Origin of the sequence: Streptomyces sp. NPDC007945 (genome assembly GCF_042958885.1) — a bacterium.
GTDB lineage: Bacteria > Actinomycetota > Actinomycetes > Streptomycetales > Streptomycetaceae > Streptomyces.
On sequence record NZ_JBIBJV010000010.1, the window covers coordinates 1 to 15,734 of the forward strand.

Annotated in this window: 14 protein-coding genes and 1 riboswitch; of the genes, 11 read left to right on the top strand and 3 right to left on the bottom strand. The window is 71.8% G+C overall.

Going from position 1 to position 15,734, the window contains the following annotated elements; translation table 11 throughout:
• Positions 1–190 precede the first annotated feature (190 nt).
• From ACFZCF_RS26895 to ACFZCF_RS26940, 10 genes are all read left to right on the top strand, one after another.
• Positions 191–799, top strand: coding sequence for a CDP-alcohol phosphatidyltransferase family protein (locus ACFZCF_RS26895; protein WP_382810682.1), 609 nt, complete (start codon positions 191–193; stop codon positions 797–799).
• 116 nt (positions 800–915) lie between these two features.
• Complete coding sequence (locus ACFZCF_RS26900) at positions 916–3,411, top strand: sugar phosphate nucleotidyltransferase (RefSeq protein WP_388450044.1); 2,496 nt, start codon at positions 916–918, stop codon at positions 3,409–3,411.
• Between the two features lie 101 nt (positions 3,412–3,512).
• On the top strand, positions 3,513–4,442 hold the full coding sequence (locus tag ACFZCF_RS26905; RefSeq protein WP_388450046.1) for a DUF881 domain-containing protein: 930 nt from the start codon (positions 3,513–3,515) through the stop codon (positions 4,440–4,442).
• On the top strand, positions 4,439–4,771 hold the full coding sequence (locus ACFZCF_RS26910) for a small basic family protein (RefSeq protein WP_030492461.1): 333 nt from the start codon (positions 4,439–4,441) through the stop codon (positions 4,769–4,771). Before ACFZCF_RS26905 ends, ACFZCF_RS26910 begins: the two co-directional genes overlap by 4 nt.
• A 5-nt stretch (positions 4,772–4,776) precedes the next feature.
• On the top strand, positions 4,777–5,742 hold the full coding sequence (locus ACFZCF_RS26915; protein WP_388450049.1) for a DUF881 domain-containing protein: 966 nt from the start codon (positions 4,777–4,779) through the stop codon (positions 5,740–5,742).
• 81 nt (positions 5,743–5,823) lie between these two features.
• Positions 5,824–6,744 carry an FHA domain-containing protein gene (locus tag ACFZCF_RS26920; RefSeq protein WP_388450207.1) on the top strand — a complete coding sequence of 307 codons (921 nt, stop codon included), beginning with the start codon at positions 5,824–5,826 and terminating at the stop codon, positions 6,742–6,744.
• Positions 6,745–6,776: 32 nt separating this feature from the next.
• Positions 6,777–7,535: a MerR family transcriptional regulator gene (locus ACFZCF_RS26925; RefSeq protein WP_388450051.1), complete on the top strand. Its 759-nt coding sequence runs from the start codon at positions 6,777–6,779 to the stop codon at positions 7,533–7,535.
• Between the two features lie 90 nt (positions 7,536–7,625).
• A complete protein-coding gene (locus tag ACFZCF_RS26930; RefSeq protein WP_030492457.1) occupies positions 7,626–8,093 on the top strand; it encodes a bifunctional nuclease family protein in 468 nt (155 codons plus the stop codon).
• 233 nt (positions 8,094–8,326) lie between these two features.
• On the top strand, positions 8,327–8,956 hold the full coding sequence (locus tag ACFZCF_RS26935; RefSeq protein ID WP_391289389.1) for a MerR family transcriptional regulator: 630 nt from the start codon (positions 8,327–8,329) through the stop codon (positions 8,954–8,956).
• Between the two features lie 157 nt (positions 8,957–9,113).
• Positions 9,114–10,565: a DNA polymerase IV gene (locus tag ACFZCF_RS26940; RefSeq protein WP_391289391.1), complete on the top strand. Its 1,452-nt coding sequence runs from the start codon at positions 9,114–9,116 to the stop codon at positions 10,563–10,565.
• A 143-nt stretch (positions 10,566–10,708) separates the two neighbouring features.
• On the opposite strand, the gene ACFZCF_RS26945 is transcribed toward ACFZCF_RS26940, so the two are convergent.
• Positions 10,709–11,080 carry a PRC-barrel domain-containing protein gene (locus ACFZCF_RS26945; protein ID WP_391289392.1) on the bottom strand — a complete coding sequence of 124 codons (372 nt, stop codon included), beginning with the start codon at positions 11,078–11,080 and terminating at the stop codon, positions 10,709–10,711.
• A 113-nt stretch (positions 11,081–11,193) separates the two neighbouring features.
• Positions 11,194–11,292: riboswitch (glycine riboswitch) on the top strand.
• A 179-nt stretch (positions 11,293–11,471) separates the two neighbouring features.
• Here ACFZCF_RS26945 and gcvP point away from each other — a divergent pair.
• Complete coding sequence (gcvP, locus tag ACFZCF_RS26950) at positions 11,472–14,357, top strand: aminomethyl-transferring glycine dehydrogenase (protein WP_391289394.1); 2,886 nt, start codon at positions 11,472–11,474, stop codon at positions 14,355–14,357.
• A gap of 70 nt (positions 14,358–14,427) precedes the next feature.
• Here the strand turns inward: gcvP and ACFZCF_RS26955 are convergent, their stop codons facing one another.
• Positions 14,428–14,634, bottom strand: coding sequence for a DUF5999 family protein (locus tag ACFZCF_RS26955; protein WP_189954598.1), 207 nt, complete (start codon positions 14,632–14,634; stop codon positions 14,428–14,430).
• A gap of 333 nt (positions 14,635–14,967) precedes the next feature.
• Positions 14,968–15,558: a hypothetical protein gene (locus ACFZCF_RS26960; protein WP_388450061.1), complete on the bottom strand. Its 591-nt coding sequence runs from the start codon at positions 15,556–15,558 to the stop codon at positions 14,968–14,970.
• Between the last annotated feature and the right edge of the window lie 176 nt (positions 15,559–15,734).

The window sequence follows — 15,734 nt, forward strand, 5'->3', positions numbered from 1 at the left end:
GCCGATGGTACTGCAGGGGGGACCCTGTGGGAGAGTAGGACGCCGCCGAACAATCATTGTGGGAAAGCCCCGCACCTTATGGTGCGGGGCTTTTCCGCGTTCACGGGCCGACCCGGTGGGCGGAGCCGGTCGTGGCGAGAGGTAAGGTCAGGGGTCAACGTCGGTACGGTTCCGAGCAGGAGGCCCCCCGGTGGAGGTCCAGGAGACCGAGGTCCAGACGGACCGGGTCCTCACCATCCCCAACATTCTCAGCATGGCACGGCTTCTCGGCGTGCCGCTGTTCCTGTGGCTCATCCTCCGACCGGAGTTCGGCGGGCCCAACAGCGATGTGTGGGCGCTGCTCGTGCTGATGCTCAGCGGCGTCAGCGACTACCTCGACGGCAAGCTCGCCCGGAAGTGGAACCAGATCAGCAGCCTCGGCCGGCTGCTGGACCCGGCCGCGGACCGGCTCTACATCCTGTCCACGCTCGTGGGACTCACCTGGCGCGAGATCCTGCCACTGTGGCTGACCGCCGTACTTTTGGCGCGGGAGCTCATGCTGCTCGTCATGGTGGGAATCCTGCGCCGGCACGGATACCCGCCGCCGCAGGTGAACTTCCTCGGGAAAGCTGCCACTTTCAACCTCATGTACGCCTTCCCGCTGCTGCTTCTCAGTGACGGAAACGGATGGCTGGCGTCACTCGCTGAAGTTTTCGGATGGGCTTTCGCTGTTTGGGGTACAACTCTGTATTGGTGGGCAGGGATCCTCTACGTGGTCCAAGTCCGCCGACTCGTGAAGGCGGATACCGCGGCCGATTGAGCCCGTCCGCCCCGTGCCGTGCAACGTCGCCGGCAGTAACGAGGGCGTCCGAGGCCCAGTGACCAGACTGGTTCGGCCGGCAGGACCGTCGTCTCTTCAAGGAGGACGCTTCCGACATGAAGGCCGTCGTGATGGCCGGTGGCGAAGGAACCCGCCTTCGCCCCATGACCTCGAGCATGCCCAAGCCCCTGCTGCCGGTGGTGAACCGGCCGATCATGGAGCACGTCCTGCGACTGCTCAAGCGGCACGGTCTCAACGAGACCGTCGTCACCGTGCAGTTTCTAGCGTCGCTCGTCAGGAACTACTTCGGGGACGGCGAGGAGCTCGGAATGGAGCTCACGTACGCCAACGAGGAGAAGCCGCTCGGCACAGCGGGCAGTGTGAAGAACGCGGAGGAGGCGTTGAAGGACGACGCCTTCCTCGTGATCTCGGGGGACGCCCTCACCGACTTCGACCTCAGCGACCTGATCCGTTTCCACAAGGAGAAGGGCGCCCTCGTCACCGTCTGCCTGACGCGCGTGCCGAATCCGCTGGAATTCGGCATCACGATCGTCGACGAGGAAGGGAAGGTCGAGCGCTTCCTGGAGAAGCCGACCTGGGGGCAGGTCTTCTCCGACACCGTGAACACGGGCATCTACGTGATGGAGCCCGAGGTCTTCGACTACGTCGAACCCGACGTCCCGGTCGACTGGTCCGGCGACGTCTTCCCCAAGCTCATGAAGGAAGGCAAGCCGATCTACGGCTATGTCGCCGAGGGCTACTGGGAGGACGTCGGCACCCACGAGAGCTACGTCAAGGCGCAGGCCGACGTGCTCGAGGGCAAGGTCCAGGTCGACATCGACGGCTTCGAGATCTCGCCCGGCGTGTGGGTCGCCGAAGGGGCGGAGGTGCACCCCGACGCGGTGCTGCGCGGGCCGCTGTACATCGGCGACTACGCCAAGGTCGAGGCCGGCGCCGAGATCCGCGAGCACAGCGTCGTCGGCTCCAACGTGGTCGTGAAGACCGGAGCCTTCCTGCACAAGGCCGTGGTCCACGACAACGTCTACATCGGGCAGCAGAGCAATCTCCGCGGCTGCGTGATCGGCAAGAACACCGACGTCATGCGCGCCGCCCGGATCGAGGACGGCGCCGTCATCGGCGACGAGTGCATGATCGGTGAGGAATCGATCGTGCAGGGCAACGTCCGGGTCTACCCCTTCAAGACCATCGAGGCCGGTGCCTTCGTCAACACCTCGGTGATCTGGGAGTCCCGCGGCCAGGCCCATCTCTTCGGCGCGCGCGGGGTCACCGGCATCCTGAACGTCGAGATCACCCCCGAACTGGCCGTGCGACTGGCCGGCGCGTACGCGACGACGTTGAAGAAGGGCTCCACCGTCACCACCGCGCGTGACCACTCACGTGGCGCGCGTGCCCTCAAGCGGGCCGTCATCTCCGCGCTCCAGGCCAGCGCCATCGACGTGCGGGACTTGGAGAACGTGCCGCTGCCGGTGGCCCGGCAGCAGACCGCGCGGGGCAGCGCCGGCGGGATCATGGTGCGTACCTCCCCAGGAGTGCCCGACTCCGTCGACATCATGTTCTTCGACGAGCGGGGCGCCGACCTGTCGCAGGCCGGGCAGCGGAAGCTGGACCGGGTCTACGCGCGGCAGGAGTACCGGCGGGCCTTCCCCGGCGAGATCGGCGACCTGTCCTTCCCGGCGAGCGTCTTCGACTCGTACACCGGCTCCCTGCTACGGAACGTCGACACCACCGGCATCGCGGAAGCGGGCCTCAAGGTGGTCGTGGACGCATCCAACGGAAGCGCCGGCCTCGTCCTGCCGAGCCTCCTGGGACGGCTCCAGGTCGATTCGCTGACCATCAACCCCGGGCTCGACGAGTCGCGGCCCACCGAGTCCGTGGAGCGGCGGCGGGCCGGGCTCGTGCGGCTCGGGGAGATCGTGGCCTCGGCGCGGGCGGCGTTCGGTGTGCGGTTCGACCCCGTGGGCGAGCGGCTGTCGCTCGTCGACGAGCGGGGGCGGATCATCGAGGACGACCGGGCGCTGCTGGTGATGCTCGACCTGGTGGCGGCCGAGCGGCGGTCGGGCCGGGTGGCGCTGCCGGTGACCACGACCCGTATCGCCGAGCAGGTGGCGGCGTACCACGGCACCCAGGTGGAGTGGACGACCACCTCGCCCGACGACCTGACGCGGGTCGGCCGGCAGGAGTCGACGATCTTCGGCGGGGACGGGCGCGGCGGGTTCATCGTGCCCGAGTTCAGCAGCGTCTTCGACGGGGCCGCGGCCTTCGTGCGGCTCATCGGGCTCGTGGCGCGGACGCAGCTCACGCTGAGCCAGATCGACGCCCGCATCCCCCGGGCGCACGTGATCAAGCGGGACCTCGCGACGCCGTGGGCCGTCAAGGGCCTGGTGATGCGGCGGGTGGTCGAGGCGGCCGGCGGCAGGGCGGTGGACACCACCGACGGCGTGCGGGTCGTGGAGGCCGACGGACGGTGGGTCATGGTGCTGCCGGACCCGGCCGAGGCCGTCACCCATCTGTGGGCGGAGGGGCCCGACGACACCTCCGCGCAGGCGCTGCTCGACGAGTGGTCGCGGGTGGTCGAGAGCGCGGGCCGCTGACCGGAAGGCGGAGAGAGGCCGGGCGGTGCCGTCGTGGCGCCGCCCGGCCCTTCGTGGGGGCCATTCGGCGGTAGGGCGCGCGACGTGCGACGATGTGCGGCATGTCGCAGCAGCCCCCCGTTCGGAGCACCGGTTCTCCGCCCCCGCGCCCGGACGCGTCGATGTCGCTGCTGAACAACGTCATCGACCACGCGCTGGACGACGGGTACGCGGAGGCGACCGCGCGGCGCAAGGCGGAGGGCGGCGCCCTGCCCAAGCCGCTGCGGGCCAAACTGGGGTTCGCGGCGGGGCTGGTGCTGGCCGCCGCCGTCGTGACGGTGGGCGCGGCCGAGGCCCGCGTCTCGGCTCCCGTCGTCGCCAAGGAACGGCAGGAGCTCATCGACCGGATCGAGGACGCCAACGCGACGGCCGACGGCCTGGAGCGTGACGTCGAGCGGATCCGCGTGGAGGTCGGCGACCGGCAGCGGGCCGCGCTGGAGGAGCACGGCGGCGACCAGGCGGAGCTGGTCGCCCTGCTCTCCGGTGCCACCGCCGTGGAAGGCCCCGGGGTGAAGCTCGTCGTCGACGACGCCAAGGGGTCGGACAGCGGGGGCGGCGGGCCGCGCGAGAGCGCCGGCTTCTCCGACACCGGGCGGGTGCGCGACCGTGACATGCAGCGGGTGGTCAACGGACTGTGGGAGTCCGGCGCGGAAGCCGTGTCGATCAACGGCCAGCGGCTGACGACGCTCTCCGCCATCCGGGCCGCCGGTGACGCCGTGCTCGTCGACAACCGGCCGCTCGTGCCGCCGTACACCGTCCTCGCGATCGGGGACGGGCAGCGGTTGAGCACGGCCTTCCAGGACAGCGCGGACGGACAGTACCTGCACGCGCTGGTGGAGAACTTCGGGATCCGCAGCAGCATCTCGGTCGAGGGCCGGCTGAGCCTGCCGGCCGCGCCGAGCCTGATCGTACGTACAGCAGAGCCGAGGGGGGCCGGGGCGGCGACGCCCAGCGGTCGGGCCACGGCCGACAAGGGGAAGGCAACATCGTGATCGCCGTACTGGGCCTGATCGTCGGAGTCGTGGCGGGACTGCTGGTCCGGCCCGAGATCCCGGCGGTCGTCGAGCCCTATCTCCCGATCGCCGTGGTCGCCGCCCTCGACGCGGTCTTCGGCGGCCTGCGGGCCATGCTCGACGGGATCTTCGTCGACAAGGTCTTCGTCGTCTCCTTCCTCTCCAACGTGGTCGTGGCCGCGCTGATCGTCTTCCTCGGCGACAAGCTCGGCGTCGGCGCGCAGCTCTCCACCGGTGTCGTGGTCGTCCTCGGCATCCGCATCTTCTCCAACGCGGCCGCGATCCGCCGCCATGTCTTCCGGGCGTGAGGCCGATGAGTGTGAACCCGAACGAGAAGCCGGAAGCGGGCGGCGAGAAGCCGGAGGCCCCCGGAACGCCGGGGAGGCCCGAGACGCCGGCCGTGCCCGCGGCACCGGCGAAGCCCCAGGCGGCGGCGAAGCCCGAGGCGTCCGAGAGACCGGTGCTGCCCGAGAAGCCGGTGGCGCCGCCCGCGGAGGGCGGTGAGAGCGCTCCCGGGGCCGCTGGGGGCGCCCAGGGCGGCGGAGCGGGTGCCGGGGCGCCGAGCGGCCGTCGGCGGCTCGCGGACGCCCTGTGGCCGCCGCGGGTGACGCGTGCCCAGCTGGTGGTGGCGCTGCTGCTCGCCTGTCTGGGCTTCGGCCTCGCCATCCAGGTCTCCTCGACCAGCGAGGGCAGCGCGCTGCGCGGGGCGCGGCAGGAGGACCTGGTACGGATCCTCGACGAGCTCGACGACCGTACGCAGCGCCTGGAGGACGAGAAAGCGCGGCTGGAGAAGCAGCGGTCGGAGCTGGAGTCCAGCTCCGACCAGGCCGAGGAGGCCCGCCGGCAGACGCAGGAGAAGGAGCGGCAGCTCGGGATCCTGGCCGGCACGGTGGCGGCCGAGGGGCCGGGCATCACGCTGACCGTGACCGACCCGGTCGGCGCGGTCGAGTCCGACATGCTGCTCGACGCGATCCAGGAGCTGCGGGCGGCCGGCGCGGAGGCGATCCAGGTCGACGGCGTGCGGGTGGTCGCCAACAGTTATTTCACCGGTGGCGGTGAAGACATGCGGATCGATGGAACGCCGGTGACCGCTCCGTACGTCTTCAAGGTCATCGGCAAGCCCGAGGATCTCGAGCCCGCGCTCAACATCCCCGGTGGAGTCGTCCAGACCCTCGAGAAGGAGCAGGCCACGGCCACGGTGGAGCGGTCGGCGAAGATCGTCGTCGACGCCTTGCGACCCGCGAAGCGGCCTGACTACGCTCGGTCGTCCTCTCCGTGAGAGCGGTGACGAGGGGTCCCGCGACATGGGCTGGAGCGTTGCGGGGGGTCGGCGCACCACAACGGTGGTGCGTGGTGGAAACTGTCCGGAGGATACGGACGTTGTGAAGGTGTCCGGGTCGGCAGGTGTGATGGATCTCGGTTCGTCCTGCCCCACGGGCGGGTCTGTTTCGGTCAAGGGGAATCGCCCGTGAAGTTGTTTGCGAAGTTGTTCGGCAAGAGCGCACGCGAGGACGGCGGCAACGCCAGGCACCGTGCGCCGCGCCACGCCCAGAGCGAGGAGCAGGGCGGCGAGCGTCCGCTCTTCCGTGACGAGGTGGGTGGTCAGGGCGCGTCGTCTGTTGACCCCGCCGGTGCCGCGCGCATAGGTTTCGGTGAACCATCAACCTCAGGTACGGGTGGAGGGTCGACCCCCGATCCGTACGCGACCCAGACCTCCGCGGGGCAGCCGCGGCAGGAGGACGCGTCCATGCCGGTGTGTACGAGGTGCGGTCACCGCAATACGGCGGACAGCCGGTTCTGCTCCCACTGCGGCACGCCGCTGCGGGGCGGGGTCGCCGCCGAGCGTCCCTCCGAGACGACGTCGACGATCTCGATCTCGGGTCTCGAGGCGTACGACGCGGAGACCACCGGCCAGATCGCGATGCCGGCGCTGTCCGCCGAGGCCCTCGCGGCCGTCGAGGCGCTGCCGCCGGGCTCCGCGCTCCTGGTGGTGCGCCGCGGTCCGAACTCGGGCAGCCGCTTCCTCCTGGACGGCGAGCTGACGACGGCCGGCCGGCACCCGCAGAGCGACATCTTCCTGGACGACTTCACGGTCTCCCGGCGGCACGTGGAGTTCCGCCGGCGCCAGGACGGCAGCTTCACCGTCGCCGACGTGGGCAGCCTCAACGGCACCTACCTCAACCGCGAGCCGATCGACACCGACGTGGTGCTGAACAACGGCGACGAGGTGCAGATCGGCAAGTACCGCCTGGTCTTCTACGCGAACCAGCGGGGCGTCTGACACGCCTGGCGGAGATCCTTCAGGAAAGGTCCATGGTGCGAACACCGACGGGCGGTGCCGGATCCGGCACCGCCACCGCGGGCGACCGGCTGGTGAGTATCGGCACCGTGCTGACCCAGCTGCGGGACGAGTTTCCCGAAGTGACGATCTCCAAGATCCGCTTCCTGGAGGCCGAGGGGCTCGTCGAGCCCCGTCGTACGGCCTCCGGGTACCGGAAGTTCAGCCCGGAGGACGTGGAGCGGCTCGCCGCCGTCCTGCGGATGCAGCGGGACCACTACCTTCCGCTGAAGGTCATCCGGGAGCACCTCGACGCCCTCGCCCGGGGCGAGCAGGTGAAGCTCCCGGCCCCCGGTCGGCGCCGTGACCTGCTGGACGGGCTGCTCGACGGGCCGGTGGCCGAGGAGGCCGACGAGCGGCCGACCGCGGCGCGCCTCGGCCGGGCCGAGCTGGTCGCCGCGGCCGGGGTCACCGACGCGGACTTGACGGAGTGGGAGTCGTACGGCCTGATCGCCGAGAGCGAGGGCGGCGGCTACGACCCGGAGAGCGTCACGGTCGCCAGGATCGTCGCCGACCTCGGCCGGTTCGGCCTGGAACCCCGGCACCTGCGGTCCGTGAAGGCCTCCGCGGACCGGGAGGCGGGGCTGATCGAGCAGGTCGTGGCGCCGCTGCGCCGGCACCGCAATCCGCAGACCCGGGCGCACGCCGAGGAGACGGCCGCCGATCTGGCGCAGCTCTCGGTGCGACTGCACGCCGCGCTGGTGCAGACGGCGCTCGGAATCCGCCTCCAGTGACGGCCTCGGAGCGCTTCGCGGCGGGGTGCGGAGGCCGCTGAGCGGGGGCCCGACTATCCAAACCGGTCGGCCACGTCCTAGGGTTGCTGTGTGAACGAGCTCGACGTTGTGGGTGTCCGGGTGGAAATGCCCTCCAACCAGCCGATCGTGCTCCTGCGCGAGGTGGGGGGCGATCGGTACCTGCCCATCTGGATCGGACCCGGCGAGGCGACCGCGATCGCCTTCGCCCAGCAGGGCATGGCCCCGCCGAGGCCGCTGACGCACGACCTGTTCAAGGACGTGCTGGAGGCCGTGGGGCAGGAGCTGACGCAGGTCCGCATCACCGATCTGCGGGACGGGGTCTTCTACGCCGAGCTGGTCTTCGCCAGCGGTGTGGAGGTGAGCGCGCGGCCGTCGGACGCGATAGCGCTGGCCCTGCGGACCGGTTCGCCGATCTTCGGCAGCGACGGCGTCCTCGACGACGCCGGCATCGCGATCCCCGACGAGCAGGAGGACGAGGTGGAGAAGTTCCGCGAGTTCCTCGACCAGATCTCTCCGGAGGACTTCGGAAGCCAGTGAGGGCCCCGCTCCCGGGCCCCGTGGGCGGCGCTCCCGACGGGGGCGCGCGCCGGGCGGACCGGGGCGGCCGGAAGGCTCCGTCGGCGCATTCGAGTAGCCTTTCCCCGGAGTGGGTCACGTGAAACCACTCTCTGGGTGATTATCACTCGGCGTGCCGAGTGTGGCGATCGTTGACGCACCCCTAGCGACTGCCTACCTTCGAGTGGGCAGGTCAAGGACGGAGGGTCGGCGTGATGAGCAGCGCGGACGGTACGGCAGGGAGCTCGCTCGGACGCACGTCCGGGGAGAGCACCGCGTATCCGCTTCACGGCAGTGTGGGCGACTTCGGTGGCTTCGGGACGGAGGCGGCGAGCGTCGGGGTGGCGGACGAGGCGATCGGATACCGCGGTCCCACGGCCTGCGCGGCCGCCGGCATCACCTACCGCCAGTTGGACTACTGGGCGCGTACCGGGCTCGTCGAGCCGAGCGTGCGGCCCGCGTACGGCTCCGGAACCCAGCGGCTCTACAGCTTCCGGGACGTCGTCGTCCTCAAGATCGTCAAGCGGTTCCTCGACACCGGCGTCGCGCTCCAGAACATCCGGGCCGCCGTGCAGCACCTGCGCGCCCGGGGGTTCCGCGACCTGGAGCGGATGACGCTGATGAGCGACGGCGCGACCGTCTACGAGTGCTCCTCGCCCGACGAGGTCGTCTCGCTGCTCCAGGGCGGCCAGGGCGTCTTCGGCATCGCGGTGGGCGTCGTGTGGCGGGACGTCGAGGCGGCGCTCTCGCAGTTGCACGGGGAGCGCGTCGACACCGGGGAAACCCTGGTGGGGCACAACCCGCAGGACGAGCTGGCGAGACGCCGGCGCGACCGGGCCGTCTGACGGCCTCGGGCGGTACGCAGGCGCGCGGACGCGGGTCGCTTCTCCGGACGGTCTCGGTTCCGACGGTCTCCTTTCCGGATGGTCTTCTTTCCGGACGGCCGCGCGCGGGACCCTTGCGCAGCGGCCTTTGTCAGTGGTGTGGGGGAGGATCGGTGGTGTGAGAGCCGCCCCCACGATCCTCCATCTCGACATGGACGCCTTCTTCGCCGCCGCCGAGCAGGCGTCGAAGCCGAGCCTGCGCGGCAAGCCGGTGGTCGTGGGCGGTCTCGGGCCGCGCGGAGTGGTCGCCACCGCCTCGTACGAGGCGCGGCGCTTCGGCGTGCACTCGGCGATGCCGATGGGGCAGGCGCGGCGGCTCGCGCCCCACGCCGCGTACCTCGTACCGCGCTTCGCCTTCTACCGGGCGATCAGCGGGCAGGTGATGGAGCTGCTCGGGCGGCTGTCGCCGCTGGTGGAGCCGCTCAGCCTCGACGAGGCCTTCGTGGACCTGGAGGCCGGCGGGCTCGCGGACGACAGCGCCAGCGCCCGGGCCGTGGGGGAGCGGCTGCGCGCCGAGATCCTGGCGACCACGGGGCTGACGGGCTCGGTGGGGCTCGCCGGCTCCAAGATGCTCGCGAAGATCGCCTCCGAGGAGGCCAAGCCGGACGGCCTGGTGCTGTTCGAGCCCGGGACCGAGCGGGCGCTGCTCGCACCGAGGTCCGTGCGCATCATCCCGGGGGTGGGCCCGGCGACCGGTGACCACCTGCGGCGGGCCGGGATCACCACGGTCGCCGACGTCGTGGAGGCCGGCGAGGACGAGCTCGTACGGATCCTGGGGCGGTCGCACGGCGCCTCGCTGTACCGGATGGCGCTGGGACACGACGGGCGGCCGGTGGTGGCCGAGCGGGACGCGAAGTCGGTCTCGGTGGAGGACACCTTCGACATCGACCTGCACGACCGGACGCGGATCCGCCTGGAGGTCGAGCGGCTCGCGGAGCGGTGCGTGGAGCGGCTGCGGCGCTCGGGGCACTCCGGGCGGACGATCGTCCTGAAGGTGCGGCGGTACGACTTCTCGACGCTGACGCGGTCCGAGACGCTGCGGGGGCCCACGGACGACCCGCTGGTGGTGCGGGAGGCGGCGGAGCGGCTCCTGGAGCTCGTGGACACCACGGGAGGGGTGCGGCTCCTGGGCGTGGGGGTCAGCGGGCTCGCGGACTACACGCAGGAGGACCTCTTCGCCCAGGCGGAGGCGGGCGCGGAAGCGGAGGCAGAGGCAGAAGTGGGCGCCCGGGCCGAAGCGGGGGGCGCGGAGGGTGAGGGCGGAGGACGCCCGGTGGCGTCGCCGACGGCCGCCGCGCCGCCCACCGCGACCGAGACCGCCACCCGGCGGTGGGCGCCGGGGAACGACGTGCGGCACGCGGTCCTCGGGGCGGGCTGGGTGCAGGGCAGCGGGCTCGGGCGGGTCACCGTCCGCTTCGAGGAGCCCGGGAGCACGGCTCCCGGGCGGGTGCGCACCTTCTCGGTGGACGACCCGGAACTGGAGCCGGCCGATCCGCTGCCGCTGGTCCCGGGAGGGGCGACGGGGGCGGAGCCCGCCGCGCGAGCGCACGCACCGGGAGCCGCTTCCTGATCCGGCTTGATCCGGCGCCTCCCGGCCTGTTCGGCCTGGTCCCGCCCGGAGCGGCCTGATCCCGGCCCGATCCCGCCCGGACGGCCTTCGGCCGGCGTGATCCGGCGATCCGGCCGGATCTCGTCCGATGCGGAGGACGCGATCTAGGCGGGGTCCTCCTGGCCCGCGATCCGGCCGAAGTCCGGGATCGCCTCCGAGGGGGGCGGGAGGGTCAGTTCGTAGTGGCGGTAGAGCTGGAGCTCCTGCTCGGGGGAGAGGTGGCGGCCCACGCCGAAGTCCGGGGCGTCCTTGATCAGGGAGCGCTCGAAGGGGATGTGGAGGCCGTCGTCGGTCAGCTCGCTCGGTTCCAGGGGGACGAACGCGTCCCTGCCGAACAGGCCGGTGCGGACCGCGGCCCACTCGGGGATGCCGGTCGCGTCGTCCAGGTACACCTCGTCCACGGTTCCGATCTTGTGTCCGTGACGGTCGAACGCCTTGCGGCCGATCAGGCTGCGCGGATCGATGTCGGTCTGCACGGTCCCTCCAACTGGTCGCAACTGCTCTACACCCCTACGAAAGTGCACATCTGGGATGTCGGCCACTTGAGCGAAGGGACCGACAACCGCGCTGGTAGGCTGGCTGTGGCTGTCGACACCGTGCGGGAGAGTCCATCGGAGAGGTTTCCGGTGGCGCCGAAGGAGCAAATCCTCCCCGGAATCTCTCAGGCACCCGGTACCGCGCGGGCGAGGTCACTCTGGAAAGCAGGGCGGGCGTCCGACGGCATCCGCTCTCACCGACGGTGAAAGCCGGCGTGCCCCCGGGCGTGCCGGTGAAGCTCTCAGGTTGAGATGACAGAGGGGGAGGCCGTCCGGGCACCCGCGCCGTGGTGCCCCTCGCAGGTCGTGACGACCAGGAGGCCCCCGCATCATGACCGCCAACCGCACCCCGCTCTCCGAGCTCGAGCAGGGCATCCCCTTCGAGCAGCGGCACATCGGACCCGACGCCGAGGCGCGGGCCAAGATGCTCGCCCAGGTCGGCTTCGGCTCGCTCGACGAGCTGACGGCCGCCGCGGTGCCGGACGTCATCAAGAACGCCGAGGCGCTGGCCCTTCCCGGCGCCCGCACCGAGGCCGAGGTCCTCGCCGAGCTGCGCGTCCTCGCCGGCCGCAACGAGGTGCTGGCCCCGATGATCGGCCTCGGCTACTACGGCACCTTCACCCCGCCGGTGATCCTCCGCAACGTCATGGAGAACCCGGCCTGGTACACGGCCTACACGCCCTACCAGCCGGAGATCTCGCAGGGCCGCCTGGAGGCGCTGCTCAACTTCCAGACGATGGTCGCCGACCTGACCGGTCTGCCGACCTCGGGCGCCTCCCTCCTCGACGAGGGCACCGCCGCCGCCGAGGCCATGGCGCTCGCGCGCCGTGTCGGCAAGGTCAAGAACGGCGTCTTCCTGGTCGACGCCGACGCCCTGCCGCAGACCATCGCCGTCATCGAGACCCGCGCCGAGCCGACCGGCGTCGAGGTCGTCGTCGCCGACCTGAGCCACGGCATCCCCGCCGAGATCGCCGAGCGCGGCGTCTTCGGCGTCCTCCTCCAGTACCCGGGCGCCTCCGGCGCGGTCCGCGCCATCAAGCCGCTGATCGACGCCGCCCACGAGCTCGGCGCGATCGTCACCGTCGCCGCCGACCTGCTCGCGCTCACCCTGCTCGAGTCGCCCGGCTCGCTCGGCGCGGACATCGCCGTCGGCACCACCCAGCGCTTCGGCGTCCCCATGGGCTTCGGCGGTCCGCACGCCGGCTACATGGCCGTCCAGGACAAGCACGCCCGCTCCCTTCCCGGCCGCCTCGTCGGTGTCTCCGTCGACGCCGACGGAAACAAGGCGTACCGCCTCGCTCTCCAGACCCGCGAGCAGCACATCCGCCGCGAGAAGGCCACCAGCAACATCTGCACCGCCCAGGTGCTCCTTGCCGTGATGGCCGGCATGTACGCCGTCTACCACGGTCCGGACGGTCTCAAGCAGATCGCTCAGCGCACCCACCGGTACGCCGCCATCCTCGCCGCCGGCCTCACCGCCGGGGGCGTCGAGCTCACCCAGGGCGCCTTCTTCGACACCGTCACCGCCCGCGTGCCGGGCCGCGCCGACGCCGTCGTCGCCGCCGCCCGCGCGGCCGGCGTCAACCTGTACCGCGTCGACGCCGACCACGTCTCCGTCTCCTGCGACGAGACCACCGGCCGCGAGCAGCTCGCCGCCGTCTGGGCCGCCTTCGGCGTGACCGCCGACATCGAGGCCCTCGACGCCACCACCGAGGACGCCCTCCCGGCCGCGCAGCTGCGCTCCGACGCGTACCTCACCCACCCGGTCTTCCACGCGCACCGCTCCGAGACCTCGATGCTGCGCTACCTGCGCCGCCTCGCGGACCGCGACTACGCGCTCGACCGCGGCATGATCCCGCTCGGCTCCTGCACCATGAAGCTGAACGCGACCACCGAGATGGAGCCGGTGACCTGGCCCGAGTTCGGCCAGATCCACCCCTTCGCGCCGATCGACCAGGCCCAGGGCTACGTCACGCTCATCACCGAGCTGGAGGAGCGCCTGGCCGAGGTCACCGGCTACGACAAGGTCTCCATCCAGCCGAACGCCGGTTCGCAGGGCGAGCTGGCCGGTCTCCTCGCGGTCCGCGCCTACCACCGCGCCAACGGCGACGAGCAGCGCACCGTCTGCCTCATCCCGTCCTCCGCGCACGGCACCAACGCCGCCTCCGCCGTGATGGCCGGCATGAAGGTCGTCGTCGTGAAGACCGCCGAGGACGGCGAGGTCGACGTCGAGGACCTGCGCGCCAAGATCGCGCAGCACCGCGACGAGCTCTCGGTGCTGATGATCACCTACCCGTCGACGCACGGCGTCTTCGAGGAGCACGTCGCCGACATCTGCGCCGAGGTCCACGAGGCCGGCGGCCAGGTGTACGTCGACGGCGCCAACCTCAACGCGCTGGTCGGCCTCGCCAAGCCGGGCCACTTCGGCGGCGACGTCTCGCACCTCAACCTGCACAAGACCTTCTGCATCCCGCACGGCGGCGGTGGCCCCGGCGTCGGCCCGGTCGGCGTCCGCGCCCACCTCGCCCCGTACCTGCCGAACCACCCGCTCCAGCCCACCGCGGGCCCGGAGACCGGCGTCGGCCCGATCTCGGCCGCTCCGTGGGGCTCGGCCGGCATCCTGCCGATCTCCTGGTCGTACGTCCGCCTGATGGGCGGCGAGGGCCTCAAGCGCGCCACCCAGGTCGCCGTCCTCGCGGCGAACTACATCGCCAAGCGCCTGGAGCCGCACTACCCGGTCCTCTACACCGGCCCGGCCGGGCTCGTCGCCCACGAGTGCATCGTCGACCTGCGCCCGCTGACCAAGGCGACCGGCGTCACCGTCGACGACATCGCCAAGCGCCTGATCGACTACGGCTTCCACGCCCCCACCATGTCCTTCCCGGTGGCCGGCACGCTGATGATCGAGCCGACCGAGTCCGAGGACCTGGCCGAGCTGGACCGTTTCTGCGACACGATGATCGCGATCCGCGCCGAGATCGAGAAGGTCGGCTCCGGCGAGTGGCCCGCCGAGGACAACCCGCTGCGCAACGCCCCGCACACCGCGGCCGCGCTCGGCGGCGAGTGGGCCCACGCCTACGACCGCGACGTGGCGGTCTTCCCGGCCGGCGTCTCGACCGCCGACAAGTACTGGCCGCCGGTCCGCCGCATCGACGGCGCCTTCGGCGACCGGAACCTGGTCTGCTCCTGCCCGCCGCTGGACGCGTACGACCACTGAGCGACGGCATGACAGAGGGCCGGTCCGGGGTCACCTCCGGGCCGGCCCTCGGCGCTCTCCGAGCTCCCGCTCAGGCCGCCGTCGTCACCCGGCCCGCCGTCAGCGGCCGGTGCGGAGCGATGATCTGCCCGTCCGGCAGCAGTTCGCCGGTGTCCTCGAAGAGCAGGACACCGTTGCACAGCAGGCTCCACCCCTGCTCCGGGTGGCACGCCACCGGAGCGGCGGCCTCACGGTCGGCGGAGTCGGCGGTGGGACAGGCAGGCTGGTGCTGGCACATGGATGGGTTCTTTCGCTGCGTCGTGGTGGATGTCCTGCGGCTCTGCGCGCTCATGGCCGCCCCCGTCGGTCGGTTCGGTTCCGGTCCCAGTCTTGCCGCACGGACGGTCTTCCGCAGGTATTTCGCGTCAGCTCGTCCGCTCCTGGGAAGACGCATCACCCGCAGGGGCGGTTCACGTCAACGACCCCGTCCTTTCGGGTGGTTCGGGGTGGCCCGACCGGGCTAGTCCGTCCGGGAGGGCTGTTCGGGTACGACGTTCGGGCAGCGATCGCGGACAGCTGTGCGCCCCGTGACCCGGGCGGGCGGGTCACGGGGCGCGGCAGCCGGGCTCCGTCAGGCGGACGCGGCGGAGCCGAGCAGCGGCGGCGGGGCGAGGCGGGTGCTGAGCACGGGCAGCAGGTCGGCCACCCGGTAGGGGCGGTTGGCGGCGATGCCGGGCGGCGCGGGGGCGAGCGGGAGCAGTACGTCGGCGGATTCCGCGCCCGGCTCGGTGCCGTCGGGGTCCGGTTCGGCGTGCAGCCAGAGCGTGAGCATGTACAGCTCCGGCACCGAGAGGAGCCGCGGCTCGTACGTGCCGGGCAGCGCTTCGGCCTGGACCAGCGCCCGTTCCGTGGCGGCGACGTACGGCCCCTCGAAGAAGTGCGAGAACGACCAGCCGTCCGGCGTGAGCATGGTGTCGGCGGCGGCCACCGCACGGTCCCCGCTGCGGATCAGGAACCGCCAGCCGACGAGCCGGGTGCCGGGCTCGTGCCCCGGGGCCCCGGAGATGCGCAGCACGTGGACGGGCAGCGGGAGTTCGGGGCTCAGCGGTCCCGCGGCGGCCCGCAGGGCCGGGGTGCGGGCCTCTCGGACGGCCGTGGGCGAGCCCAGTGCCGCGAGGACACTGCGCAGGGCGGGCGCGGGGGCCGGGGAGGATCGGAGCATCGTGTGGGTCGCCTCTCGCTCAGGAGACACGGGGATACGGATACGGGTGCGGGTTGCTGGTACCGGTCTCGGTACGGCTCTCGTGCGGTGCTGGTACGTACCGGTCTCGGTACGGGTACGGCCATGCGCGGCGGCGGGGCCGGGTACGACGGCGCTGTCGCGACGGGGGCGGAGCG